This window comes from Mycobacterium sp. 852002-53434_SCH5985345, assembly GCF_001667155.1.
Taxonomy (GTDB): domain Bacteria; phylum Actinomycetota; class Actinomycetes; order Mycobacteriales; family Mycobacteriaceae; genus Mycobacterium.
The window spans coordinates 21,590-45,891 of record NZ_LZIE01000052.1 but is presented as its reverse complement, the minus strand read 5'-3'; the positions used below and the strand labels follow the sequence as shown (position 1 = coordinate 45,891).

Here is a 24,302-nt window from a genome sequence, read left to right as displayed (position 1 = left end):
TGGGGCCTCCGTTGCGAATCATGCCAACGCCCCCGGCCAAAAACCAATTGCGACGCGATCCGCGCCGCTGCGAACTCTGCCAACCTCCGCTTCGCAACCCCGGTACCCTGGGGGAAGTGTCCAAGACCTTCGTCGGCTCCCGGGTCCGCCAACTGCGCCACGAGCGCGGCTTCTCCCAAGCCGCCCTAGCCCAGATGCTGGAGATCTCCCCGAGCTACCTGAACCAGATCGAGCACGACGTGCGTCCCCTCACGGTGGCGGTGCTGCTGCGGATCACCGAGGTGTTCGGCGTGGATGCGACGTTCTTCGCCTCGCAGGACGACACCCGGCTGGTCGCCGAGCTGCGCGAGGTGACCATGGACCGCGACCTGGACATCGACGTCGACCCGACCGAGGTGGCAGAGATGGTCAGCGCCCACCCCACCCTGGCCCGCGCGGTGGTCAACCTGCACCGGCGCTACCGGATCACCACGGCGCAACTGGCCGCCGCGACCGAGGAGCGGTTCTCCGACGGCAGCGGCAGCGGCTCGATCACCATGCCGCACGAGGAGGTGCGCGACTACTTCTACCAACGCCAGAACTATCTGCACGAGCTGGACACCGCCGCCGAAGATCTCACGATCCAGATGCGGATGCACCACGGCGACCTGGCCCGCGAGCTGAACCGCCGGCTGACCGAGGTGCACGGCGTGCACATCAACAGGCGGATCGATCTTGGTGACACCGTGTTGCACCGGTACGACCCCGGGACCAAGACGCTCGAGATCAGCAACCACCTCTCGCTCGGTCAGCAGGTGTTCAAGATGGCCGCCGAATTGGCCTACCTCGAGTACGGCGACCTCATCGATCACCTGGTGGAGGAGGGCAAGTTCACCAGCGACGAGTCGCACACGCTGGCGCGACTGGGGCTGGCCAACTACTTCGCCGCGGCCGCGGTGCTGCCCTACCGCCAATTCCACGACGTCTCGGAGAACTTCCGCTACGACGTCGAGCGGTTGTCCTCCTTCTACTCGGTGAGCTACGAGACCATCGCGCACCGGCTTTCGACGCTGCAACGGCCATCGATGCGCGGCGTGCCGTTCTCGTTCGTCCGCGTCGACCGTGCCGGCAACATGTCAAAACGCCAGTCCGCCACCGGGTTCCACTTCTCGTCCAGCGGTGGCACCTGTCCGCTGTGGAACGTGTACGAAACGTTCGCCAACCCGGGCAAGATCCTGGTCCAGATCGCCCAGATGCCCGACGGCCGCAACTACATGTGGGTGGCCCGGACCGTGGAGCGACGGGCCGCCCGGTATGGTCAGCCGGGTAAAACCTTCGCGATCGGGCTGGGCTGCGAGCTGCGCCATGCGCACCGGCTCGTCTACTCGGAAGGACTCGACGTCTCGGGGGATTCAGGAACAGTGGCCACACCGATCGGCGCGGGTTGCCGGGTCTGCGAACGCGACAACTGCCCGCAGCGGGCGTTCCCGGCCTTGGGGCGCGCCCTGGATCTCGACGAGCACCGCAGCACGGTCTCCCCGTATCTGGTGAAGCAACCGTGACCGGCGCTGCGAACGGCCGCATCCCGTCGGGGCGGTTCCGCGAACTGGGCCCGGTCAACTGGGTTCTCGCGAAGCTGGCCGCGCGCACGGTCCGGGCGCCCGAGATGCATCTGTTCACCACGCTGGGTCAGCACCGCCTGCTCTTCCTGGCGTGGAGCATTTACAGCGGCCGCGTGCTGCGGGGCCGGCTGCCGGCGATCGACACCGAGCTGGTGATCCTGCGGGTCGCGCATGTGCGCGGTTGCGAATACGAACTGCAGCACCATCGCCGGATGGCCGCCAAGCAGGGGCTCGACGCCGACCTGCAGGCCGCCATCTTCGCGTGGCCCGAACGGCAGGACCGCGTCGAGGCGCGCCTGACCGTGCGCCAGCAGGCGCTGCTGACGGCCACCGACGAGTTCGTCAAGGACCGCACCATCACCGACGCCACGTGGCAGCAGCTCGCGGAGCACCTGGACCGGCGTCAGCTGATCGAATTCTGCTTGCTGGCAAGCCAATACGACGGCCTGGCCGCGACGATGGCGGCCCTGGACATTCCGCTGGACAACCCCCGCTAGACCCGCGCCCGTCAGAGGTAGACGCTGGCGAGCACGGCAAGCGTCAGCAGCAGCGGCGGCACGGAGAGCCCGAACCCGAATCCCGACCAGGCGTATTTCCTGCGCCGGCGCAGCAATGACGCCCACATCGTGGCGCAGACCGCCAGCGCGAGCGACAGCAGCAACACCGTCGGGGCCCACTGCCCCACCGCCGCGTTGTCGTCGGCGATCGAAAAGGCCGCCAACCACAGGACGTAGCCCGCGGCGAGGCCGCCGATGGCCCCCAGAACGATGTCGCTGCGCATGTGGTCAGAAGTTGATCATGTGGCCGACCAGGCCGTGGAAGCACTCCTGCAGCGCCTCCGACATGGTCGGATGCGTGTGCACGTTGCGCGCCAGCTCGTTGGCGGTCAGGTCCCACTTCTGCGCCAGCGTCAGCTCGGGCAGCAGCTCGGACACGTCGTGGCCGATCAGGTGCCCGCCGAGCAGCTCGAGATGCTTCGCGTCGGCGACCAGCTTGACGAAGCCGCTGGGGTCGCCCAGGCCATGCGCCTTGCCGTTGGCGGTGAACGGGAACTTCGCCACCACGACGTCGTGGCCTTCGTCGCGTGCCTGCTGCTCGGTCAGCCCGAAGCTGGCCACCTGGGGCTGGCAGAACGTGGCCCGCGGCAGCATCCGGTAGTCGCCCAGCGCCAAAGTCTCTGCGCCGGCGATGGTTTCGGCCGCAACCACACCCATCGCCTCGGCGACGTGGGCCAGCATCAATTTCCCGGTGACGTCACCGATGGCGTAGATGTGCGGCACGCTGGTGATCATGTATTCGTTGATACCGATGGCCTTGCGGTCGGTCAGCGCGACGCCGGCCTTCTCCAGGCCATAGCCCTCGACGTTGGGCGCAAAACCGATGGCCTGCAACACTTTTGCGGCCTTGAGTTCCTCAGAATTACCGCCCTTGCTGACCACGACGGTCACCTCGGCACCGTTGTCGGAGATGGACTCGACCTTGGTCCCGGTGAGGATCTTGATGCCCAGCTTCTTGAATTGCTTCTCGATCTCCTTGGAGACGTCGGCGTCCTCGTTGGGCAGCGCGCGCGGCAGGAACTCCACGATGGTCACGTCCACGCCGTAGTTCTTCATGACGTAGCCGAACTCCATGCCGATCGCGCCGGCACCGGCGATGACGATCGACTCGGGCAGCTCGCGGGAGAGGATCTGTTCCTCGTAGGTCACCACGTTGGCCGACAGCGACGTTCCGGGCACCAGCCGGGTGCTGCTGCCGGTGGCGATGATGGCGTTGTCGAACGTAAGGGTCTCGGTCCCGCCGTCGTTGAGGTCCACCGACAACGTGTTGGCGTCGGTGAATCGGCCGTACCCATTGATCTCGGTGATCTTGTTCTTCTTCATCAAGAAGTGCACGCCCGCGACCCGACCCTCGGCCACCTTGCGGCTGCGATCGAAGGCGGCGCCGTAGTCGAACGTCGCCTCGCCGTTCATCCCGAAAGCCTTGGCCTCTTTGGTGAAGATGTGGACCAACTCGGCGTTGCGCAGCAACGCCTTGGACGGGATGCAGCCGACGTTGAGGCAGACTCCGCCCCAGTATTTCGGCTCGACGACTGCGGTGTTCAGGCCGAGCTGTGCGGCGCGAATGGCTGCGACATATCCGCCGGGACCGGCCCCGAGGACGACGACGTCAAAATGGGTCACGGCCCCTACCCTAGTGGCCGTCCGGGCGGGGCGTTAATACGGAATGAGGCCGAGGAGGCAGTGGCCCACCCGCGCGCAGTGGTAATAGCCGTGCAGGGGCGCCGCGGCGGCCAGGGAGGCGAACGGCCCCGACATCACCGCCAGCGAGAGCGCCGAGACCAGCGGCCTGCCCTCGACCATCGCGAGCAGCACGCCACCGACGGCGCACGCCACCACGTACACCAGGACCGCGAAGAGCGCTGCGGTCTGGTCGGTCGAGTGATACCACCAATAGAACAGGCCGAACCCGACGACGGCCGCCACACACCACACCCCGAGGATCGTCAGCAGCAGCTTCCACCACTTCAGGTAGAGGTAGCGCCCGGGAACGGTGACGGGTTGCACCGGCGCGACAGCGGATTCGGCGTCGGCGCCCTGTTCGGACGCGGCCGGCTCGGCCCTTTCCGGTTCGTCCTTCGCGGCGGCGGGCTGCTCGCCGGCGTCCTCGGAGTCGTCCGAGAAGTCCGGCACCCACGATTGGGTGCCGGTGTCCTCGTCGGAATCGGAGAAGTCGGGCTTCCACGCCTGGGTGCCCGGGCTCGACGGGGTGTCGTCGTCAGCCATGGGCGGTCACCTGGAGGGCGACGAGCACACCGAACCAGCCGGGCGCCAGCGCCAGGATGAACGCGCCGAGCATCGTCACCCACCGACGTCCGGAGAAGAGGATTGTCAGCAGCCCGGCGACGCTCGGAATCCCGACCACCAGCGCGACGGCGAAGACCGGGCGGTAGCTCGGATGGACGGTCCCGGCGAGTCCCACCCCCGCCAACAGCCCGACGGCGGCGCCGATCAGCATGGCGCCGGCCAACAACCGCGGACGCGGGAGGGGGATCACGATTTCGACATTACTGGTGTCACCGACCCGGAGGGCACGTTCGGAATGCCGCGTCAGTCACCACCTGACCGCGCGCGCAAGGGCGTTCGCCACGTTCGTAGTCGGCGCCGGTGATGACCCGGGCGTCCCGCAGCCCGGCCTGTTCGTCGTCGGTGAAGACGCGGCCGCGGGACAGGAACCGCACCCCTTCGGGCGCCTCCAGGCTGAACCCGCCGCCCCGGCCCGGGACCACGTCGATGACGAGCTGGGTGTGCTTCCAGGTCTGATACTGCGGGCCGGAGATCCACACCGGCACCCCGTCCGTTCCGACGTCGAGCACCCCGAGCAACACGTCGCGGTCGCCGACGAGGAAATCACCGAGGGGGTAGCACATCGGCGACGACCCGTCGCAGCAGCCGCCGGACTGGTGGAACATCACCGGGCCGTGCCGGTCCTGCAGTCGCTCCAACAATTCGGCGGCGTCCGCGGTGATGACCACCCCTGTTACGGGACCCGATGCCATCTAGAAGAAGCCCTGCGCCTTATCGGAGTAGGACACCATCAGGTTCTTGGTCTGCTGGTAGTGGTCGAGCATCATCTTGTGGTTCTCCCGGCCGATGCCCGATTGCTTGTAGCCGCCGAACGCGGCGTGGGCGGGATACACGTGGTAGCAGTTGACCCACACCCGACCGGCCTGGATGTCCCGCCCGGCCCGGTAGGCGGTGTTGCCGTCGCGGCTCCACACCCCCGCACCCAGACCGTAGAGGGTGTCGTTGGCGATCGAGATCGCGTCGTCGTAGTCGGAGAACGACGTCACCGCCACCACCGGGCCGAAGATCTCCTCCTGGAAGATCCGCATCTTGTTGTTGCCGGCGAAAATCGTCGGCTGCATGTAGTAACCGCCGGACAGGTCGCCGCCAAGCTCGGCGCGCTCCCCGCCGGTGATGACCTTGGCGCCCTCGTCCTTGCCGATCTCGATGTAGGACAACACCTTTTCCAGCTGGTCGTTGGATGCCTGCGAACCCAGCATCGTCTCGGTGTCCAGCGGATCACCCTGCCGCACCGCCTTGGTCCGGATGGCGGCCAGCTCCAGGAACTCGTCGTAGATGTCGGACTGGACCAGGCTGCGCGACGGGCAGGTGCACACTTCGCCCTGGTTGAGGGCGAACATGGTGAAGCCCTCGAGCGCCTTGTCCTGGAAGTCGTCGCCCTTGGCCATCACGTCGGAGAAGAAGATGTTGGGGCTCTTGCCGCCGAGCTCGAGGGTGACCGGGATCAGGTTCTGCGACGCGTACTGCATGATCAGCCGTCCGGTGGTGGTCTCCCCGGTGAACGCGATCTTGGCGATCCGGTTGCTCGACGCCAGCGGCTTGCCCGCCTCGGCGCCGAACCCGTTTACGACGTTGACCACACCCGCGGGCAACAGGTCACCGATCAGCGACATCAGGTAGAGCACCGAAACCGGCGTCTGCTCGGCGGGTTTGAGCACCACCGCGTTGCCGGCCGCCAGCGCGGGGGCCAGCTTCCAGGTGGCCATCAGGATCGGGAAGTTCCATGGAATGATCTGCCCGACCACGCCGAGCGGCTCGTGGAAGTGGTAGGCGACGGTGTCCTCGTCGATCTGGGACAGTGAACCCTCCTGCGCGCGGATCGCCCCGGCGAAGTAGCGGAAATGGTCGACCGCCAGCGTGATGTCGGCGCCCAGCGCCTCGCGGATCGGTTTGCCGTTGTCCCACACTTCGGCCACCGCCAGCGCGGCCTTGTTCTCCTCGATCCGGTCGGCGACCTTGTTCAGGATCGCCGCCCGTTCGGCCGGTGGGGTCTTGCCCCACCCCCCTGCCGCCCCGTGGGCCGCGTCGAGCGCCTTCTCGACATCGGCCTCGTCGGACCGGGCCACCTCGCAGAACGGCTGGCCGGTCACCGGTGTCGGGTTCTCGAAATAGCGGCCCTGCGCGGGCCGGACCCATTCGCCCCCGATGAAGTTGTCGTAGCGGGCTTCATACGACATCAACGCCCCAGCGGAACCTGGACGTGCGAAAACAGTCATCTGCTCTCACTCCTCGCTCACCTGTGTAATACACCTCACACTACCGCCGGAGGCCACAATGGCGGTCATGACATCGCAAGCCCCTGCGGCCCCCGACGACGACCGTGACCCCTACCTGTGGCTCGAAGACGTCACCGGCGAGGAGGCGCTGGATTGGGTGCGGGCACGCAACGAACCGACGCTGGCGACCTTCCGCGACGCGGAGTTCGAGCGAATGCGCACCGAGGCGCTCGAGGTGCTCGACACCGACGCCCGCATCCCGTACGTGGTCCGCCGCGGCGAGTACCTCTACAACTTCTGGCGCGACGCCGACAACCCGCGCGGGCTGTGGCGGCGCACCACGCTGGAAAGCTATCGGACCGATGCCCCCGCCTGGGACGTGCTGATCGATGTCGACGAGTTGGGCCGCACCGACGACGAGAAGTGGGTGTGGGCCGGCGCCGGCGTCATCGAACCGGAGTACACGCGCGCCCTGGTCGCGCTGTCCAGGGGCGGCTCGGACGCCTCCATCGTGCGTGAATTCGACATGGCCACATGCGAATTCGTCCGTGACGGATTCGCGCTGCCGGAGGCCAAGTCGCAACTGGCGTGGGTGGATCCCGATACCGTCCTGGTGGGAACGGACTTCGGCGCCGACTCGCTCACCGATTCGGGCTACCCGCGGGTGATCAAGCGGTGGCGGCGGGGCACCCCGCTGGCCGACGCGGAAATCGTGTTCGAAGGCGCGCGCAGCGACGTCCGCGTGTCCGCCTCGGTGGACCGCACCCCAGGCTTCGAGCGCACCCTGCTGGGGCGGGCCCTCGACTTCTGGAACGAAGAGGTCTACGAACTGCGCGGCCCCGAGCTGATCCGGATCGACGCGCCCACCGACGCGAGCCTGTCGATACACCGGGAGTGGCTGCTGATCGAACTGCGCACCGATTGGTTCTACGGCGCTCAGAGCTATCCCGCCGGCTCCCTGCTGGCGGCCAACTATGACGAATTCTTATCGGGCACGGCCGAATTGAGCGTGGTGTTCGAGCCGGACGAGCACACCGCGCTGAACCACTACGCCTGGACGCGCGACCGCCTGTTGATGGTCACCCTCGCCGACGTGGCCAGCCGGGTGGAGATCGTCACGCCGCCCTCGCGTGACGACCCCCTGCGCCCGGCTTCGCCGCGCTTGCGATCGTCACCGAGTATCTGGCGGCGCGAGCCGGTCGCCGGCATCCCCGACGCGACCAACACCGTCGTCGTCGCCGCCGACGACACCGGCGACGAGTTCTTCCTCGACTCCAGCGGATTCGTCACGCCCTCGCGGCTCATGCGCGGCACCGGCGCCGGCCCACTCGAGCAGATCAAGTCGGCGCCCGCCTTCTTCGACGCCGGGAACCTCACGGTGGCACAGCATTTCGTGAACTCGCAGGACGGGACGCCGATCCCGTACTTCGTGGTGCGGCCCGCCGATGCGCGGGGGCCGGGGCCGACCATGCTGTACGGCTACGGCGGCTTCGAATCCGCGAATACCCCCGCCTACAGCGGCGTGCTCGGCCGGCTGTGGCTGGCCCGCGGCGGCACCTACGTGCTGGCCAACATCCGCGGCGGCGGTGAGTACGGGCCCGGCTGGCACACCCAGGCCATGCGCGAGAACCGGCACAAGGTGGCGGAGGACTTCGCCGCGGTGGCAACCGATTTGGTGAATCGCGGCATCGCAGGCGTCGACCAGCTCGGCGCGCAGGGCGGCAGCAATGGTGGTCTGCTGATGGGCATCATGCTGACCCAGTACCCGGAGCGATTCGGCGCGCTGGTCTGTAGCGTGCCGTTGCTGGACATGAAGCGCTACCACCTGCTGCTCGCGGGCGCCTCGTGGATGGCCGAATATGGCGACCCCGACAACCCGGACGACTGGGCGTTCATCTCCGAATACTCGCCCTACCAGAACATCTCGGCTACGCGTCACTACCCGCCGGTGCTGATGACCACGTCCACCCGCGACGATCGGGTGCATCCGGGCCACGCCCGCAAGATGACGGCCGCGCTGGAGGCGGCGGGTCATCGCGTCTACTACTACGAGAACATCGAGGGCGGCCACGCCGGGGCGGCCGACAACCAACAAGTCGCGTTCAAATCGGCGCTGACCTACTCGTTCCTGTGGCGGATGCTGACCAGGCCATAAGATCGTCGGCGTGTCAGCGACCCAACGCATCGAACTCACCCTGCTGGCGACCGGATTGATCTTCGTCCTGGTCTCGGCGGCGCAGGCACGCTACCGCTTCATCGGTGACCGCCGTGCCGGCCGCCGGTTCTACTGGGCGACCGCGATCATCGGCACCGTCTGCTTCGCGGCCGGCACGGGCAGGCTCTGGCCCAACGCCGTCTGCGTGGCGGTGATCTTCTCCGGCCTCGTCGTCCTGTCGGCTTACCTGACGACGCCGTATCTGAAGATCGGCGACCGCATCTACGCGTCGTTACCGGAAAACCGTCAGCCCGACCCGTAAGGAAGCCATGCCGACCAGCGACTTCGAGACGCTCCTGTACACGACGGCCGGCCCGGTGGCCACCATCACGCTGAACCGTCCGGAGCAGCTCAATACGATCGTGCCGCCCATGCCCGACGAGATCGAGGCGGCCGTCGGGCTGGCGGAGCGGGACCCGGCCGTCAAGGTCATCGTGCTGCGCGGCGCGGGCCGGGCGTTCTCCGGCGGTTACGACTTCGGCGGCGGCTTCGTGCACTGGGGCGAGTCGATGATGACCGACGGCAAGTGGGATCCCGGCAAGGACTTCGCGATGGTCACCTCCCGCGAGACCGGGCCGACGCAGAAGTTCATGGCCATTTGGCGGGCATCCAAGCCGGTCATCGCCCAGGTGCACGGCTGGTGCGTGGGCGGGGCCAGCGACTACGCGCTGTGCGCGGACCTGGTCATCGCCAGCGACGACGCGGTGATCGGCACCCCGTACAGCAGGATGTGGGGCGCATACCTGAGCGGGATGTGGCTCTATCGGCTCAGCTTCGCCAAGGCCAAGTGGCATTCGCTGACCGGGCGGCCGCTGACCGGCGTGCAGGCGGCCGAGGTCGAGCTGATCAACGAGGCGGTGCCGTTCGAGCGCCTCGAGGCCCGCGTCGCCGAGATCGCCGGCGAGCTGGCCCGGATTCCGCTGTCGCAGCTGCAGGCGCAGAAGCTGATCGTGAACCAGGCCTACGAAAACATGGGGTTGGCGTCCACCCAGACGCTCGGCGGCATCCTCGACGGCCTGATGCGCAACACCCCCGACGCCCTGGACTTCGTCAAGACCGCCGAAACCCAGGGCGTTCGGGCCGCGGTCGAGCGCCGCGACGGTCCATTCGGCGACTACAGCCAGGCCCCGCCGGAGCTGCGGCCCGACCCCACGCACGTCATCGTGCCTGATCGGGGCCAATGCTGAGATGGACTAGGAACCTGTCCCCCGGCGCACAAAAAGTGTTACCGTAACAACTATGTCCCGGCTGATCACTGGCCTGCGTGCAGGCGTCGCTGTCTTCGCTTTGGGGATCGCCGCTACGGCGTTCCCGAAAACCGCCGTGGCCGATTCCACGGAGGACTTCCCGATCCCGCGCAGGATGATCAACACCACCTGCGACGCGGAGCAGATCATGGCGGCCACCCGCGACACCAGTCCGGTGTACTACCAGCGCTACATGATCGACTTCGACAACCACCCGAACGTCCAGCAGGCGACGATCGACAAGGTGCATTGGTTCTACTCGCTGTCGCCGGAGGACCGCCGGACGTATTCCGAGAACTTCTTCAACAACGACCCGCTCTGGTACGCGTGGCCGAACCACATGAAGCTCTTCTTCAACAACAAGGGCGTCGTGGCCAAGGCCACTGACGTGTGCGCCCAATACCCGCCCGGCGACATGGCGGTCTGGGACTGGGCCGAGCCAACTGGTCCTCCTGGCTGGCCGGGACCCGTCCGCGGCAGGGCTCAGTAATTCCGCGGTAGGGCTCAAGTAATGCGGTGACGCCGCCGGGAACCAGTCTGTGTTGGGTCGTCCCGGCGCCGTCCTCGTGGTACCGCATGTAGGCGCACCGCCGACCGCAGCACGTCAGATCAGCGCGGCTGTACCAATCCGCCCGCCGGGTGCTCCTCGACGTTCTTCAGGAGCAAATCGCGCACAGCGGGACGCGGTCCATACGGACGCAGCATTGTGCTGGCCGGCCGCGGACGCACGTGCTGCGGCCACCAGAACCAGCGCCCGAGCAGGGTGGCCAGCGACGGCGTCATGAACGACCGCACGATCAAGGTGTCGAACAACAGACCCAGCGCGATCGTCGTACCCACCTGGGCCATCACCAGCAGCGGGCTGAACATGAACGTGGCCATGGTCGCGGCGAACACCAGACCGGCGGAGGTCACCACCGAGCCCGAACCGGCCATCGCGCGGATCGTCCCGGTTTTGAGCCCGGCGTGGATTTCCTCCTTGAACCGCGATATCAGCAGCAGGTTGTAGTCCGAGCCGACCGCCAGCAGCAGGATGATCGCCATCGCCAGCACCATCCAGTGCAACTTCAAGCCCAGGATGTACTGCCACAGGAGCACGGAGAGTCCGAATGAGGCGCCCAGTGACAGCAACACCGTGCCGACGATCACAAAGGCCGCCACGGCGCTTCGGGTGATCACCAGCATGATGATGAAAATCAGTGTGGCTGCGGCAATTCCGGCGATCAGCAGGTCGATGTTCGAGCCGTCGTGCATGTCCTTGTACGTCGCGGCGGTACCGCCGAGGTAGACCTTGGCGCCCTCCCATGGCGTGCCCTTGATCGCCTCGTGCACGGCCTGCTTGATCGGTTCGATGTGGCTGATGCCTTCGGGAGTCGCCGGGTCGCCCTCATGGGAGATGATCAACCGGACCGCGCGCCCATCCGGCGAGATGAACTGTTTGAGACCCCGTGCGAAATCCGGACTCTTGAACGCCTCCGGCGGAAGGTAGAACGTGTCGTCATTTTTCGCTTTATCGAAGGCATCACCTTGGGCGGTGGCGTTGTCGGACTGCGCCTTCGCCTGGTCGTTGAGACCCATCGTGGTCGCGTAGTTCGACATGATGGTGTCCAGGTTGTGCTGCTGACTCTCAATCTGCGGCGGTATCAGCGCCACCAGCTTCGGCTGGATCTGATCCAACTTGTCCAGGTTCGCGCTGAGTTCCACGATGTTCTGAGCCACCTGGTCGATGCCGTCGAGCGCGTTGAAGACCGACCGTAGCGCCCAGCAGGCCGGAATGTCGTAGCAGTGCCTCTCCCAGTAGAAGAAGCTGCGGATCGGCCGGAAGAAGTCGTCGAAGTTGGCGATGTCGTCGCGCAACGCCTCGGTGATCTTCACGGTTTCTTTGGTGAGCCTGGTGGTTTCGTGCGTCGTGTTACTGAGGTCCTGGGTGACCTGCATCTGCTCATGCAGCGTTGCCATCGTCTTGCGCAGCTCGTCCGCCTGCTTGAGCAGGTTTGCCGCCTGCTCCTCCTGATAGTGCTGGGTCTGGATCCGCCCTGCGGCTTGTGCACCCATCTGAAAACCGAGGGTGCTGTGGTCGAGCGGCGTGCCCAACGGCCGGGTGATGGTCTGCACCCGGCCGATACCGGGGATGTGGAAGACCGCCTTGGCGACCTTGTCTAGGACCAGGAAATCGGCCGGGTTACGCAGGTCGTGATCGGTCTCGATCATCAACAGCTCGGGATTGAGCCGAGCCTGGTCGAAGTGCCGGTCCGCGGCGGTATAACCGACATTGGCCGGGGTATCTGCCGGCAGGAAGTGGCGGTTGTCGTAGTCCGTCTTGTATCCGGGCAGGGCGAGCAGACCAACGAGAGCGACCCCGATGGTCACCGCGAGAACCGGTGCGGGCCAGCGGACGACCGCGGTGCCGATGCGACGCCAGCCCCGGGTCTGCAGCTTGCGCTTCGGGTCCAGCAGCTTGAAGAACGATGCCACGGTCAGGACCGCCGGTGCCAGAGTCAAGGCCGCGAGGACCGCGACCAGCATGCCGACGGCGCAGGGTATGCCGAGTGACTCGAAGTACGGCAGGCGGCAGAAGCTCAGGCAGTACATCGCGCCGGCGATGGTCAGCCCGGAGCCCAGCACAACGTGGGCCGTGCTGTGGAACATGGTGTAGAACGCTTGTTCGCGGGTCTCGCCGAGACCGCGCGCCTCGTGGTAGCGGCCGACCACGAAGATCGCGTAATCCGTCCCGGCGGCGATCGCCATCAGCACCAGCATGTTGTTGGCGAACGTGGAAAGCCCCATGACGCCGTAGTTACCGAGCGTCGCTACGACGCCTCGAGCCGCGGCCAACTCGATGAACACCATCGCCAGCATGATCAGCATGGTGGTGATCGATCGGTAGACGAACAGCAGCATCACCACGATCACCAAAAAAGTGACAAGGGTGACGAGCATGACGCCCTTCTCGCCCGCATGGGACTGATCGGCGAACAGCGGACCCGCGCCGGTGACGTATGCCTTGATCCCCGGCGGCGCGGGCACCGAGTCCACGATCTTGCGGAGGGCCAGGGCAGACTCGTTCGCCAGGCCGCCGCCCATGTTGCCGGCGAGGTAGACCTGGACGTACGCGGCCTTTTGATCGTGGCTCTGGGAACCCGCCGCCGTCAGCGGATCGCTCCAGAAATCCTGCACGTGCTGAACGTGTTTCGTGTCTTGCTCTGCGCGCCTGACGATCTCGTCGTAGTAGCGGTGCGCTTCGGCCCCGAGTGGCTTGTCGCCCTCCAGCAAGATCATGGCCGAGTTGTCGGAGTTGAACTCTTTGAACGTCGATCCGACCTTCATCATCGACTGAAAGGATGCAGCGGCGGTCGGACTCATCGACACCGAGTGGGTTTTGGCGACGACCTCCAGCTGTGGCGAGATGGTGTTGGTGAGAAACACGATGCCCAACCACACCAGGACGATCGGCAACGCAAGCCGATGGATCATGCGCGGCAGGAACGGCGGGATCAGCGGCTGGTCGACGCGGGGCGCAGCCTCGCCTGCCTCGCTCATGCGGACTTGTCCAGGCAGTAGACGAAGGCATTCACCGTTTCGTTGGGGGGCGAGTGATTCGGAGTCTTGATCACGTCACCGCGCCCGTCGTGGTTGTTCACGACGAATTGGCAGGCGATCCAACTGCCGTCTCCTTGCGCCACCAGGTTTGCCGGGATGCCGGGCTTCGTTGAACTCAATACTTTGCTCCAGGGCAAGGGCACGTTGAGGGCCTGCTGCGGATGGGAGTTTTCGTCGAGGTAGTTGATGGTTGCCGTGCTGCCCGGTGAGCCCCAGACCTGGAGCGTGATCGTCTTGGCGTTGAACTCATCGAGGACCTCGCCCGAGGTGCCGCCACCGAACGAGCCCTTGTGAACACCGAAGACGCCGTGCAATCGGTACACGACGAATCCCGACACCGCGACGACCGCTGCGATCGTGAGCACCAACCAGAAACGCCCCAGCAGCCCCGCTTTCCTGGCGCGCTGCGGAGCGACCTGTTCGCCCTCCCTGCCGCCGGAGCCCTGCTTCTGCAGCGGCTCGGTCCTTGGCTCAGTCGTCGTCATGGGCGCTCGAAGTCCTTCCCGTCCACCGGTTGCAGTTCGCCAAGCCACAGCCCCCCGGCCTCCTCTCTGCGTTCATTGCGATCCCGAGATGAGCCCCACGCACGTGGCGGTCAGCAAGCGAGTGAGGGCGACCGTGAAGTCCAGGTTCCACTCGGGGGGAACCACTTCGGGCTCCTCGGCATACGCGTCGGTGAGCCGCTCGGGTGGGTTGGCGACCTGCCACAGGGTGGCCGCCAGCGAGTACGCCGCCAACAAAATGTCGAGCGACCCCGAGCGGCCGAGTTCGGGAACCGCGCTCTCGATGGAATCGGCGAGCGAGAGCGTGGCGGCGGTGCTGATCCGCTTGACCTCGATCACCCGCTCCGCGTCCACCTCGTGTTCGAGGTGCAGGTGCAGGTTAGCCAGCAGGTCGCAAAACAGCGGGTCGTCGGCCAGGGCGTTGGCCAGCGTCTCGGCGATGCGCGACGGCGATTTCGGCCCGGGTTCGGCCAGCTTTTCCGACACCGTGTTCGACCAGCGCACCCACCCCTCGGCGGACAGGTGCAGCAACACTTCCTTGTGCGAGGTGAAGTAGCGACGGACGGCGGAATAGTGAATGCCGGCCCGGCTGGCGACGGCGGTCAGCGTGACCGAGGCGACGCCCGTCTCGAGCGCCAGTGAACGCGCGGCTTCCACGAGCGCCTCCGCACGTTGGCGCTTCTTCTCCTCGGTGCGGGCGCGTTGGAAGGTTAACTGCGCCACCGGTGGAGCCTAACGCACATTGTGTGATTTGTATAACGCACGGGACGTGATTTGTGTGGGTCACATGAACCGTTCTGGCCAGGTAGAGGTGTAAGTAGTTATGCACACCATCGCGCTCATCGGATTCCTCGGCGGACTCATCACCGGGATCTCGCCGTGCATCCTGCCGGTGCTTCCCGTGGTGTTCTTCTCCGGAGTCGAGGAAACCCCCGCGCGTCGCCGGGCAACCCGGCCGTACCTCGTCATCGCGGGCCTGGTCTGCAGCTTCAGCGTGGTCACCCTGGCCGGCTCGGCCATCCTGTCTGCGCTGCACCTGCCGCAGGACGCGATTCGCTGGGCAGCGCTGGTGGTGCTGACGCTCATCGGCCTCGGTCTGATCTTCCCACCGCTGCAGCACCTGATCGAGCGGCCGTTCGCCCGCCTGCCACAGCGTCAAACGGGAACGGGCAGAACCGGTTTCGGGTTGGGCCTGACACTGGGTGCGTTGTATGTGCCGTGCGCGGGGCCGGTGCTGGCCGCGATCGTGGTCGCGGGCGGCACCGCATCCATCGGCCTGCCCATTGTGATCCTGACCGCCGCGTTCGCCATCGGCACCGCCTTGCCACTGCTGGTCTTCGCGTTGGCCGGGCGGGGTGTCGCCGAGCGCGTCGGCGCGTTCCGCCGGCGGCAGCGCATCGTGCAGATCGCCGGCGGAATCACCATGATCGTGCTCGCCGTGGCGCTGGTGTTCAACCTGCCTGCGACGCTGCAACGCGCCGTCCCCGACTACACGGCGGCGATGCAGAAAGCGGTCGGCGCCAACAAGATCCGCCAGCAGCTCGGGGCGCCCGCCGGCGGCGCGCTGAGCGACTGCACCGAGGGCGCGGAGCGGCTCGAGGCCTGCGGGCCGGCCCCCGCGGTCAGCGGCATCGCAGAATGGCTGAACACCCCCGGCGGCGCACCCGTCGACCTGGCGTCGCTGCGCGGCAAGGTGGTGCTGATCGACTTCTGGGCCTACTCGTGCATCAACTGCCAGCGCGCCATCCCGCACGTAATCGATTGGTACAACCGGTATCACGACGCCGGGTTCGTCGCCATCGGGGTGCACACCCCCGAATACGCCTTCGAACGGGTTCCGGCCAACGTGGCCAGCGGCGCCGCCGCGCTGCACATCACCTACCCCGTCGCGCTGGACAACGGCTACACCACGTGGAACAACTACCAAAACCTCTACTGGCCGGCCGAATACCTGATCGACGCGACCGGGACTATCCGGCACACCAAGTTCGGCGAGGGCGACTACGACGGCACCGAGAAGCTGATCCGCGAGCTGCTCACCGACGCCCATCCCGACACCCGGCTGCCCGGTCCGACGCATTCGGCGGACACCACACCGCACACCCGACTCACGCCCGAGACATATCTGGGGGTCGACCGGGCCCGAAACTATGGCGGCGGCGGCGATTACAAGTCGGGCGCGTTCGGCTATCCGCCACAGCTGGCCGGTGACACGTTCGCACTGCGCGGCCGGTGGAAGCTGGACGACCAGGGCGCCACCGCGGACAGCGATGACGCCGGCATCCGGCTGCACTACACCGCCAAGGACGTCTACGTCGTCGTCGGCGGCACGGGCACCCTGACCGTGTCCCGGGACGGCCAGACGACGACGACGGCGATCGGCGGGCCACCCACGCTGCACCCGATCGTGGCCGACCCCGACCAGCTTGGAGCGCCGCGCAGCGACCAGCTCGACATGCGGGTCAGCCCTGGGCTGCAAGTGTTTTCGTTCACCTTCGGCTAGCCCGCCGGCTTCTTCCGCAGGCTGCCCAACATCGCGACGAGCACACCGCCGATCACCAGCGCGACGCCCACGAGCAGCGTCAGGTTGAGCCATTCGTGCAAGCCCGCCTCGGCGTGGCCGACCATCACCTCGGCGATGCGGCGGATGCCGTCGGTGGTGCGGTTGAGCGCGAAGCCGACATGGTGGCCGGCGACCTCGATGCCGGCCCAGCCGGCCGCGCCGACCAGCAGCGCCGAGACCCCGAGGCTGGTGAGCGCCTTCCCGCGGCGGCGCGCGGTGGCCAGCATCAGGACGGCGCAGACGACGCTGAGGGCAACCGCGCCGACGCTCACCCACGGGCCCCAGGTGGCAAGCGGGCTCAGCCGACCCGGCCGCAGCGAACCGTGGGCCGAGGGCGGCGACGCTGTCAACGGAACTGTCAGCGTCGCAGGCACTTTCACGTTGTGGCGGCTGAGGATCCGCTGCATCGAAGCGTCCTTGAGCATCGGCGCCACGTCGATCGCCCACGACTCGCCGGTGCCGTCGACGGTGAACAACCAGCGGTGTGCCGCCCGGTTCGCCTGGGCGAACAGCGCCGGAAAGGCGGGCCCGGCCGTGAAGGCGACGGCGGCCAGGTGCACCTCCGCGCCCTCGACCGGCTGCCGTCCGCCGTTGTGCTCCGCGATGAGCGCCATCGCGCGGTTGGCCAGCTCGTCCGCGGCGGCGGACTGCAGCGCGGGGTCGCCGGCGGCCCGCTGCGCCAGCGCGACGTACCCGCCCTCGCTGACCGCGTTCAGCTGCAGCCACGCCGCCGGGATGGCCACGGCCAGCGCGACGGTGGTCGCCAGCCACAGCACCGCCCTGAAGACGGCGGCCAGGATTCGCACGCCGGGGAAACCCTAGGGCGCGATTCCGCGAACGTACGCGGCCTGCCCGAGGTGCTGGGCGCAGTCGTCGATGATGCTCACCAACCGCGCGCTGGCCGTCACCGGCGGGTCCCAGTTGGTGTCGACCACCCGCTCCAGCTCGGCGGCGGTCACGCCGGCGACGTACTCGAGGGTCAGCTTGTGCACGGCGTGGTAGTAACCGGACAGCAGATCCGCCGGGGCCTTGACCTTCGCGACCTGCTCGGGCTTGTGCCCGTAGCCGGTGTCGTTGCGCGGTAGGTCGAGGCCGAACCGGTCCACCCAGCCGTCGCGCAGCCACACCTGCTCGACGCCGGCGACGTCGGCCAGCTGAATGTCCTGCACCCGCGCGCTGTGCCAGAGCAACCAGGCGATGCTGTTGGCGTCCGGGGTCGCCCGGTAGTTGGCGACGTCGTCGGTCAATCCGTCGGCGATCTCATCGACGTGTTCGATCAACCGGGTGAAGGCGTCGCGAAGCAGTTCCTGGACGGCGGCGTCGGGGCTCGAGCTGTTGGCCATACCAGCGACACTAGATCCTGGCACGACCCACCGGCACGGCCGTAGATTGTTTGGATGACGTACGACCTGATCATCCGCAACGGCACCATCGTCGACGGGCTTGGCGGTGACCCGTATGTCGGCGACGTAGCGGTCAAAGATGGCGTCATCCAACAGGTGGGAGCCATCGGTCACCTGAACGGCGAAGGGGCCGAGCGGGAAATCGACGCCGCCGGGCTGCTGGTCACCCCGGGCTTCGTCGACCTGCACACCCACTACGACGGCCAGGCCATCTGGTCGGAACGCCTGACTCCGTCGTCGGCGCACGGGGTGACCACGGTGGTCGTGGGCAACTGCGGGGTCGGCTTCGCCCCGTGCCGCCAGGAGGACCACGACGTGCTCGTCGACGTGATGGCCGGCGTCGAGGACATTCCGGGTGTCGTCATGACCGACGGCCTGCCCTGGACGTGGGAGACGTTCCCCGAATACCTGGACGCGCTGGACGACGGCCGGCGCGACATCGATGTCGCCGCGTATCTGCCGCACTCCCCGTTGCGCGTCTACGTGATGGGCCAGCGGGGTGCCGACCGCGAGCCGGCCACCGCCGAAGACCTCGCCAAGATGCGGGCGCTCGCCAAGGAGGCGGTCGAGGTCGGCGCGCTGGGCTTCGCGTCGTCCCGGCTGACGATCCACAAGACCGAAAGCGGTTCGCCCATCCCGAGCTACGACGCCGCCCGGGAGGAGATCGAAGAGATCGCCCGCGGTGTCGTCGACGGCGGCGGCGGCCTGCTGCAGTTCGTGCCGGACATCCCGGCCGGCGGTTACGAGCCCGTGCTGCAGACGGTGTTCGACGTGGCCGAGGATGTCGGCCTGCCGCTCACGTTCACCCTCGTCGTCGCCAACGCCGGCGACCCCACGTGGCCGGACGCCATCACCATGATCGAGAAGGCCAACGCCGCGGGAGGTGACATCACCGCGCAGCTGCTTCCGCGCCCGATCGGGCTGATCATCGGGCTGCAGCTGTCCGCCAACCCGTTCGTGCTCTACCCCAGCTATCGGGAGATCGCGCACCTGCCGCTGGCCGAGCGCGTCGCCGAGATGCGCAAGCCGGAGGTGCGGGCCCGCATCCTGTCCGACAAGCCCGGCGTCGGTCACCCGATCCTGTACGTGGCGCAGATGTGGGACTGGATCTTCCCGCTGGGCGACACCCCGGACTACGAGCCGGACCCGGCGACCAGCATCGGGGCCCGGGCCCGGGCCAAGGGCGTTGAGCCGATGGAGGAGGCCTACGACCGGCTGCTCGACGACGACGGCCGGGCCATGCTGTTGGTGGCCACCAGCAACCTGCAGGGCAACTCGCTGGACACCGTCGGGGAGCTGCTGCACCGCGACGACGTCGTGCTGGGGCTCGGCGACGGCGGCGCGCACTACGGGATGATCTGCGACGCCAGCTATTCGACGTACTTCCTGGCGCACTGGGCCCGCGACCGCAAGACGGGCCGGTTCACGGTCCCGGAGGCCGTCCGCGAGCTCACCTCGGTGCCGGCCCGCATCGCCGGGCTGGGCGATCGGGGACGCGTCGCCGTCGGGTACAAGGCCGACCTCAACGTCATCGATCACGCCGCGTTGCGGCTGCACAAACCGGTGATCAGTTACGACCTGCCGGCCGGGGGGAGGCGGCTGGACCAGACCGCCGACGGGTACGTCGCCACGATCGTGGCCGGCCAGGTGATCGCGGAGAACGGTGTGCCCACCGAAGCCCGCCCGGGCAAGTTGGTCCGCGGCCGGCAACCGCGCCCGGTAGCCGCGCAATAACGCCTCCAAAACCGCCAAATCCCGGGTAAGTTGAGCCGGTGACGAGCCCGCATTTTGCGTGGTTGCCGCCAGAAGTCAACTCGGCACGAATCTTCGCGGGTCCCGGAGCCGGGCCGCTGCTTGCTGCCGCGGAAGCCTGGGACGGCCTGGCCGAGGACCTGGTCTCGTCAGCATCGTCATTTTCTTCGGTCACGTCAAATTTGGCCAACGGGTCCTGGCAGGGCCCGTCGTCGGCGGCGATGATGGCCCTCGCCACGCACTACGTGAGCTGGCTCAGCGCGGCCGCGGCCCAGGCCGAGGCGGTGTCCAGCCAGGCGTCGGCCGTCGCGCACGCGTTCGAGGGGGCGCTGGCCGCCACCGTGCAGCCCGCGGTGGTCGCCGCCAACCGCGCTCTGGCGCAAGCGCTGTCGGCCACGAACTGGCTGGGCCAGAACACCCCCGCGATCGCCGACATCGAGGCCGCCTACGACCAGATGTGGGCGTCGGACGTGGAAGCGATGTACGGCTACCACGCCGACGCGTCGGCGGCGGTGGAGAAACTGGCGCCCTGGCAACAGGTTCTACAGAACCTCGGCTTCCACTTCAGCAGCAGCGGTCAGCTCACCTTCGGCCTGCCCGCGGCGCGGGTTCCGCGCACGCTCTGACGGCCCGGGCCCGCGCCTATCCTGAGACCATGCGCACGAAGAAGAAGGTGGACATCGAGCGGCTCGCCGCCGCGCTCCCCGACTACCCGTACGCGTACCTGGTGACCGTCGACGACGACTACCGCGTGCACACCGTGACCGTCGAGCCGCAGCTGCGCGAGGCGATCATCGACGTCGGCCTGATCGGCGGCCGCACCCGGCAGAACCTCGCCCAGCGCCGCGACGTCACCCTGCTGTGGCCGCCCAACGAGCCCGGCGGCTATTCGCTGATCGTCGACGGCACGGCCAAGGTGAAGGATGCGGGGGACGCCGTACGGCTGGGCGTCGTGCCCACCCGCGCGCTGTTGCACCGCGAGGCCGACCCCGGCTCCCCCGGCGCGGCCAAGGGCTGCCTGCACGACTGCGTGGTGTTCTCGCTGCCGGCCTAGCGCCGTACAGTCTGTTCCGTGAGTCGCGTCGCACCGCTCGCCCCGCCGTGGAGCGAGGAAGATGCCACCGGGATCAACAGCTGGGGTCACCCGGACCGCACCTATGAGCCGCTGCTTCTGGTGCGCTGCCTGCAACGCCACCCGGCGCTGGCCACCCGGCTGCGCAAGCTCGGCGAATCGCTCTATGTTGCAGCGCTTTTGCCCGCCCGTACGAGGACGATCGCGATCCTGCGCATCTGCGCGCTGATCGGCTGCCGCTACGAGTGGGGCGGACAGGCGGCGTTCTGGGGTCCGATCGCGGGCGTCAGCGACGACGAGTGCGGCGCGCTGGTAACGGGCGGTCCCGCCGACCCGCGGTGGAGCCCGTCCGAGCGGACGCTGATCGGGGCGGTCGACGAACTCGAGCGCACCGGTTCGTGGTCGGAAGAGACCTGGACGGCGCTGGGGCGCTTCCTTACCGACGAGCAGCGGATCGAATTGCTCACGGCCGTCGGGTGGTATCGCACCATCTGCACGCTGTGCAACGCGCTCGCCCTACCGGTGGAGGGCTGGATGCGACCCTGGCCGTCAGCCGGCTGACCGGTCGCGTTTGAGGCCGGGATGCTGATTCTTCAGTAGTGGGAGCAGCAGCCGTCGCGGCATGAACTGGAACAGTCGGGTGGACAGTTGGCTTGGCAGCCCGGCGATCACGGTGCCGCGGTCGTGCTCGAGCGCGTCGACGCCGGTGCGCGCCACCTCACGCGGCGGCATCCACATGAACTTCGGGAACGCGTCCGCGAACTTCCGCTCGTCCATGCCCGCGTTCTTCAGGAACTCGGTGCGCACCGGCCCCGGGCACAGCAGCGCGACGGTGACGCCGGTGCCGGCGAGCTCGCCGCGCACCCCCTCGGTGTAGGTCCTCACGAACGCCTTGGTGGCGGCGTAGCCGGCCTGCCCCGGGAACGGGTGGTAGCCCGCGGTGGATCCGACGTTGAGGATCGCGCCACGTCCTCGCGGCACCATCTGCTGGACCGCGCGGGTGGTCAGGTCGATGACGGCCTCGACGTTGACGCGCACCTGGGCGATCTCGTCGTCGACACGGGCGTTCGTCACCGATCCGATGGTGCCGATACCGGCATTGTTGACCAGGATGTCGGTGGTCAGCCCGCGGCGGTCCACCTCGTCGAGGAGGCGGGCGCGGGCCGTCGCGTCCGCGACGTCGCAGGCGATCACCTCGACACGCACGCTTCGCGCCAGTTCCTCGGCCAGCTCGCGCAGCCGGTCTTCGCGGCGGGCGACGAGCGTGACGCCGTGGCCCCGGTCGGCCAGCTCCCGCGCGATGTCGGCGCCGATGCCCGACGATGCGCCGGTCACGACCGCGGTGCCGGTGGGTGAGGGGGTGGGAAGAGGCACGGTGTTCACCCTAGGCCGCCGAGTGTGAAGCTAGCCGCACGCTCGGCGTCGAATGTGCGGCTAGCTTCACGTTCGGCGTCGAGCAGGCGCGCGCGGCACACGAAAAAGCCCGGCCCCACCAGGGAACCGGGCTTTTTCGTAAAGGGACTCGTGACTTAGAAGTCCATGCCGCCCATGCCGCCGGTCGGGTCGCCCGCGGGAGCGGCCGCCTTCTCCGGCTTGTCGGCGACGACGGCCTCGGTCGTCAGGAACAGCGCCGCGATGGACGCCGCGTTCTGCAGCGCCGAGCGGGTGACCTTGACCGGGTCGGCAACGCCGGCCTTGAGCAGGTCCTCGTACTCACCGGTCGCGGCGTTCAGGCCGGTCCCGGCGGGCGAGTTGCGGACCTTCTCGGCCACGACACCAGGCTCCAGACCACCGTTGAAGGCGATCTGCTTCAGCGGAGCCTCGAGCGCCACGCGCACGATGTTGACGCCGGTCGCCTCGTCGCCGGAGAGCTTCAGCTCGTCCAGTGCCGGGGCCGCGTGCAGCAGGGCCACGCCACCACCGGCGACGATGCCCTCCTCGACGGCCGCCTTGGCGTTGCGGACCGCGTCCTCGATGCGGTGCTTGCGCTCCTTGAGCTCCACCTCGGTGGCGGCGCCGGCCTTGATCACCGCAACACCGCCGGCCAGCTTGGCCAGGCGCTCCTGCAGCTTCTCGCGGTCGTAGTCGGAGTCGCTGTTCTCGATCTCCTGGCGGATCTGGGCCACCCGGCCGGCGATGGCGTCGGTGTCACCGGCACCCTCGACGATCGTGGTCTCGTCCTTGGTGACGACGACCTTGCGGGCCTTACCGAGCAGGGCGACGTCGGCGCTCTCCAGCGACAGGCCGACCTCCTCGCTGATCACCTGACCACCGGTGAGGATCGCCATGTCCTGCAGCATCGCCTTGCGGCGGTCACCGAAGCCGGGGGCCTTGACGGCCACCGACTTGAAGGTGCCGCGGATCTTGTTGACGACCAGGGTGCTCAGAGCCTCACCCTCGACGTCCTCGGCGATGATCAGCAGCGGCTTGCCGGCCTGGATGACCTTCTCCAGCAGCGGGAGCAGGTCCTTGACCGTCGACACCTTGGAGCTGACCAGCAGGATGTAGGGGTCCTCGAGGACCGCTTCCTGCCGCTCGGCGTCGGTGACGAAGTAGCCCGAGATGTAGCCCTTGTCGAACCGCATACCCTCGGTGAGCTCGAGCTGCAGCCCGAAGGTGTTGGACTCCTCGACGGTGATAACACCCTCGTTGCCGACCTTGTCCATCGCCTCGGCGATCAGGTCACCGATCGACTGGTCGCCCGCGGAGATCGCGGCGGTCGCGGCGATCTGCTCCTTGGTCTCGACCTCCTTGGCCTGCTTGAGCAGGGTCTCGGTGACCTTCTCGACGGCCTTCTCGATGCCGCGCTTGAGACCCAGCGGGTTGGCGCCGGCCGCGACGTTGCGCAGGCCCTCTTTCACGAGCGCCTGGGCCAGCACCGTGGCCGTCGTCGTGCCGTCACCGGCGACGTCGTCGGTCTTCTTGGCGACTTCCTTGACCAGCTCGGCGCCGATCTTCTCGTACGGGTCCTCCAGCTCGATCTCCTTGGCGATGGACACACCATCGTTGGTGATCGTGGGGGCACCCCACTTCTTCTCCAGGACGACGTTGCGACCCTTGGGGCCCAACGTCACCTTTACCGCGTCGGCGAGGGCATTGAGGCCCCGCTCGAGGCCGCGACGGGCCTCTTCGTCGTACGCAATTATCTTGGCCATTGCGAAGTGATTCCTCCGGATCGGGAATGACACCGGGTGACCTTGCGTGGCCACCCCATTACTTACGCTGGCCGGGTGCAGTGCCCGCGACGGACGACCCCAGGTGTCTGC

At 67.6% G+C, this 24,302-nt stretch carries 23 protein-coding genes and 1 pseudogene; 11 read left to right on the top strand and 13 right to left on the bottom strand.

Annotation, left to right across the window (positions count from 1 at the left end; all coding sequences use genetic code 11):
* The first annotated feature begins 116 nt into the window (after nucleotides 1-116).
* Both ramB and A5756_RS11320 read left to right on the top strand, forming a co-directional pair.
* Entirely contained in the window at nucleotides 117-1,541 is a 1,425-nt protein-coding gene (gene ramB, locus A5756_RS11325) for an acetate metabolism transcriptional regulator RamB (RefSeq protein ID WP_066952157.1), read from the top strand.
* Nucleotides 1,538-2,098 (top strand): carboxymuconolactone decarboxylase family protein, encoded by a 561-nt coding sequence (locus A5756_RS11320; protein WP_066952155.1) that lies wholly within the window; start codon nucleotides 1,538-1,540, stop codon nucleotides 2,096-2,098. Before ramB ends, A5756_RS11320 begins: the two co-directional genes overlap by 4 nt.
* A gap of 11 nt (nucleotides 2,099-2,109) precedes the next feature.
* Here A5756_RS11320 and A5756_RS11315 read toward each other — a convergent pair whose 3' ends face one another.
* From A5756_RS11315 to A5756_RS11290, 6 genes are read right to left on the bottom strand one after another with little or no spacing between them, the layout of a single operon-like run.
* Complete coding sequence (locus A5756_RS11315; RefSeq protein ID WP_066952153.1) at nucleotides 2,110-2,382, bottom strand: hypothetical protein; 273 nt, start codon at nucleotides 2,380-2,382, stop codon at nucleotides 2,110-2,112.
* Nucleotides 2,383-2,386: 4 nt separating this feature from the next.
* Nucleotides 2,387-3,781: a dihydrolipoyl dehydrogenase gene (gene lpdA / locus A5756_RS11310; RefSeq protein WP_066952151.1), complete on the bottom strand. Its 1,395-nt coding sequence runs from the start codon at nucleotides 3,779-3,781 to the stop codon at nucleotides 2,387-2,389.
* A 33-nt stretch (nucleotides 3,782-3,814) separates the two neighbouring features.
* Nucleotides 3,815-4,384, bottom strand: coding sequence for a hypothetical protein (locus A5756_RS11305; protein ID WP_066952149.1), 570 nt, complete (start codon nucleotides 4,382-4,384; stop codon nucleotides 3,815-3,817).
* Entirely contained in the window at nucleotides 4,377-4,655 is a 279-nt protein-coding gene (locus tag A5756_RS11300; protein ID WP_156659441.1) for a putative holin, read from the bottom strand. The genes A5756_RS11305 and A5756_RS11300 overlap by 8 nt, the downstream gene beginning before the upstream one ends.
* A 19-nt stretch (nucleotides 4,656-4,674) precedes the next feature.
* Nucleotides 4,675-5,157 carry a DUF779 domain-containing protein gene (locus A5756_RS11295; RefSeq protein WP_066952147.1) on the bottom strand — a complete coding sequence of 161 codons (483 nt, stop codon included), beginning with the start codon at nucleotides 5,155-5,157 and terminating at the stop codon, nucleotides 4,675-4,677.
* Nucleotides 5,158-6,681, bottom strand: a complete 1,524-nt coding sequence (locus A5756_RS11290) for an aldehyde dehydrogenase family protein (RefSeq protein ID WP_066952145.1) — start codon at nucleotides 6,679-6,681, stop codon at nucleotides 5,158-5,160. It lies immediately after the preceding gene.
* Nucleotides 6,682-6,748: 67 nt separating this feature from the next.
* Between A5756_RS11290 and A5756_RS11285 the strand changes: the two genes are divergently transcribed.
* Genes A5756_RS11285 through A5756_RS11270 form a run of 4 tightly spaced genes read left to right on the top strand, consistent with a single transcriptional unit; the run spans nucleotide 6,749 to nucleotide 10,633 of the window.
* Nucleotides 6,749-8,836 (top strand): prolyl oligopeptidase family protein, encoded by a 2,088-nt coding sequence (locus tag A5756_RS11285; protein WP_066952181.1) that lies wholly within the window; start codon nucleotides 6,749-6,751, stop codon nucleotides 8,834-8,836.
* A gap of 10 nt (nucleotides 8,837-8,846) precedes the next feature.
* Complete coding sequence (locus tag A5756_RS11280) at nucleotides 8,847-9,158, top strand: hypothetical protein (protein WP_066952143.1); 312 nt, start codon at nucleotides 8,847-8,849, stop codon at nucleotides 9,156-9,158.
* Between the two features lie 7 nt (nucleotides 9,159-9,165).
* Nucleotides 9,166-10,083, top strand: a complete 918-nt coding sequence (locus A5756_RS11275) for a crotonase/enoyl-CoA hydratase family protein (RefSeq protein ID WP_066952140.1) — start codon at nucleotides 9,166-9,168, stop codon at nucleotides 10,081-10,083.
* Nucleotides 10,084-10,135: 52 nt separating this feature from the next.
* Entirely contained in the window at nucleotides 10,136-10,633 is a 498-nt protein-coding gene (locus tag A5756_RS11270; RefSeq protein ID WP_066952138.1) for a DUF5078 domain-containing protein, read from the top strand.
* 119 nt (nucleotides 10,634-10,752) lie between these two features.
* On the opposite strand, the gene A5756_RS11265 is transcribed toward A5756_RS11270, so the two are convergent.
* The 3 genes from A5756_RS11265 to A5756_RS11255 all read right to left on the bottom strand — a co-directional run bounded on the left by A5756_RS11265 (nucleotide 10,753) and on the right by A5756_RS11255 (nucleotide 14,969).
* Entirely contained in the window at nucleotides 10,753-13,683 is a 2,931-nt protein-coding gene (locus A5756_RS11265; protein WP_066952136.1) for an RND family transporter, read from the bottom strand.
* Nucleotides 13,680-14,228, bottom strand: a complete 549-nt coding sequence (locus A5756_RS11260) for an MmpS family transport accessory protein (RefSeq protein WP_066952134.1) — start codon at nucleotides 14,226-14,228, stop codon at nucleotides 13,680-13,682. Before A5756_RS11260 ends, A5756_RS11265 begins: the two co-directional genes overlap by 4 nt.
* A gap of 72 nt (nucleotides 14,229-14,300) precedes the next feature.
* On the bottom strand, nucleotides 14,301-14,969 hold the full coding sequence (locus A5756_RS11255) for a TetR family transcriptional regulator (RefSeq protein WP_066952132.1): 669 nt from the start codon (nucleotides 14,967-14,969) through the stop codon (nucleotides 14,301-14,303).
* Between the two features lie 100 nt (nucleotides 14,970-15,069).
* On the opposite strand from A5756_RS11255, the gene A5756_RS11250 reads away from it, so the two are divergent.
* Nucleotides 15,070-16,749: a cytochrome c biogenesis protein CcdA gene (locus tag A5756_RS11250; protein ID WP_066952129.1), complete on the top strand. Its 1,680-nt coding sequence runs from the start codon at nucleotides 15,070-15,072 to the stop codon at nucleotides 16,747-16,749.
* Here the strand turns inward: A5756_RS11250 and A5756_RS11245 are convergent.
* Both A5756_RS11245 and A5756_RS11240 read right to left on the bottom strand, forming a co-directional pair.
* Nucleotides 16,746-17,615 (bottom strand): hypothetical protein, encoded by an 870-nt coding sequence (locus tag A5756_RS11245; RefSeq protein ID WP_066952127.1) that lies wholly within the window; start codon nucleotides 17,613-17,615, stop codon nucleotides 16,746-16,748. The genes A5756_RS11250 and A5756_RS11245 overlap by 4 nt on opposite strands.
* Before the next feature lie 12 nt (nucleotides 17,616-17,627).
* On the bottom strand, nucleotides 17,628-18,152 hold the full coding sequence (locus A5756_RS11240) for a mycothiol transferase (RefSeq protein ID WP_066952126.1): 525 nt from the start codon (nucleotides 18,150-18,152) through the stop codon (nucleotides 17,628-17,630).
* A 54-nt stretch (nucleotides 18,153-18,206) separates the two neighbouring features.
* Between A5756_RS11240 and A5756_RS11235 the strand changes: the two genes are divergently transcribed.
* The 4 genes and pseudogenes from A5756_RS11235 to A5756_RS11220 all read left to right on the top strand — a co-directional run bounded on the left by A5756_RS11235 (nucleotide 18,207) and on the right by A5756_RS11220 (nucleotide 21,597).
* A complete protein-coding gene (locus tag A5756_RS11235; protein ID WP_066952124.1) occupies nucleotides 18,207-19,946 on the top strand; it encodes an amidohydrolase family protein in 1,740 nt (579 codons plus the stop codon).
* Between the two features lie 38 nt (nucleotides 19,947-19,984).
* Nucleotides 19,985-20,557: pseudogene (locus A5756_RS11230) on the top strand (PPE family protein); the annotation flags it as partial.
* 62 nt (nucleotides 20,558-20,619) lie between these two features.
* The gene (locus A5756_RS11225; protein WP_066952122.1) at nucleotides 20,620-21,018 is read left to right on the top strand and encodes a hypothetical protein; all 399 of its coding nucleotides are present in this window, start codon (nucleotides 20,620-20,622) and stop codon (nucleotides 21,016-21,018) included.
* 18 nt (nucleotides 21,019-21,036) lie between these two features.
* Complete coding sequence (locus tag A5756_RS11220) at nucleotides 21,037-21,597, top strand: carboxymuconolactone decarboxylase family protein (protein ID WP_066952120.1); 561 nt, start codon at nucleotides 21,037-21,039, stop codon at nucleotides 21,595-21,597.
* On the opposite strand, the gene A5756_RS11215 is transcribed toward A5756_RS11220, so the two are convergent.
* Nucleotides 21,586-22,410, bottom strand: a complete 825-nt coding sequence (locus A5756_RS11215; protein ID WP_066952179.1) for an SDR family oxidoreductase — start codon at nucleotides 22,408-22,410, stop codon at nucleotides 21,586-21,588. The two genes, A5756_RS11220 and A5756_RS11215, sit on opposite strands and share 12 nt — an antisense overlap.
* A gap of 155 nt (nucleotides 22,411-22,565) precedes the next feature.
* Nucleotides 22,566-24,191, bottom strand: coding sequence for a chaperonin GroEL (gene groL / locus A5756_RS11210; protein WP_066952118.1), 1,626 nt, complete (start codon nucleotides 24,189-24,191; stop codon nucleotides 22,566-22,568).
* Nucleotides 24,192-24,302: the final 111 nt, after the last annotated feature.

What these genes read in the sequence shown, in the direction of transcription:
- A5756_RS11315 (WP_066952153.1), bottom strand. Translation starts at nt 2,382, where the DNA reads ATGCGCAGCGACATCGTTCTGGGGGCCATCGGCGGCCTCGCCGCGGGC.
- A5756_RS11305 (WP_066952149.1), bottom strand. Translation starts at nt 4,384, where the DNA reads ATGGCTGACGACGACACCCCGTCGAGCCCGGGCACCCAGGCGTGGAAG.
- A5756_RS11295 (WP_066952147.1), bottom strand. Translation starts at nt 5,157, where the DNA reads ATGGCATCGGGTCCCGTAACAGGGGTGGTCATCACCGCGGACGCCGCC.
- A5756_RS11290 (WP_066952145.1), bottom strand. Translation starts at nt 6,681, where the DNA reads ATGACTGTTTTCGCACGTCCAGGTTCCGCTGGGGCGTTGATGTCGTAT.
- A5756_RS11285 (WP_066952181.1), top strand. Translation starts at nt 6,749, where the DNA reads ATGACATCGCAAGCCCCTGCGGCCCCCGACGACGACCGTGACCCCTAC.
- A5756_RS11275 (WP_066952140.1), top strand. Translation starts at nt 9,166, where the DNA reads ATGCCGACCAGCGACTTCGAGACGCTCCTGTACACGACGGCCGGCCCG.
- A5756_RS11270 (WP_066952138.1), top strand. Translation starts at nt 10,136, where the DNA reads ATGTCCCGGCTGATCACTGGCCTGCGTGCAGGCGTCGCTGTCTTCGCT.
- A5756_RS11265 (WP_066952136.1), bottom strand. Translation starts at nt 13,683, where the DNA reads ATGAGCGAGGCAGGCGAGGCTGCGCCCCGCGTCGACCAGCCGCTGATC.
- A5756_RS11260 (WP_066952134.1), bottom strand. Translation starts at nt 14,228, where the DNA reads ATGACGACGACTGAGCCAAGGACCGAGCCGCTGCAGAAGCAGGGCTCC.
- A5756_RS11250 (WP_066952129.1), top strand. Translation starts at nt 15,070, where the DNA reads ATGCACACCATCGCGCTCATCGGATTCCTCGGCGGACTCATCACCGGG.
- A5756_RS11240 (WP_066952126.1), bottom strand. Translation starts at nt 18,152, where the DNA reads ATGGCCAACAGCTCGAGCCCCGACGCCGCCGTCCAGGAACTGCTTCGC.
- A5756_RS11235 (WP_066952124.1), top strand. Translation starts at nt 18,207, where the DNA reads ATGACGTACGACCTGATCATCCGCAACGGCACCATCGTCGACGGGCTT.
- A5756_RS11225 (WP_066952122.1), top strand. Translation starts at nt 20,620, where the DNA reads ATGCGCACGAAGAAGAAGGTGGACATCGAGCGGCTCGCCGCCGCGCTC.
- groL (WP_066952118.1), bottom strand. Translation starts at nt 24,191, where the DNA reads ATGGCCAAGATAATTGCGTACGACGAAGAGGCCCGTCGCGGCCTCGAG.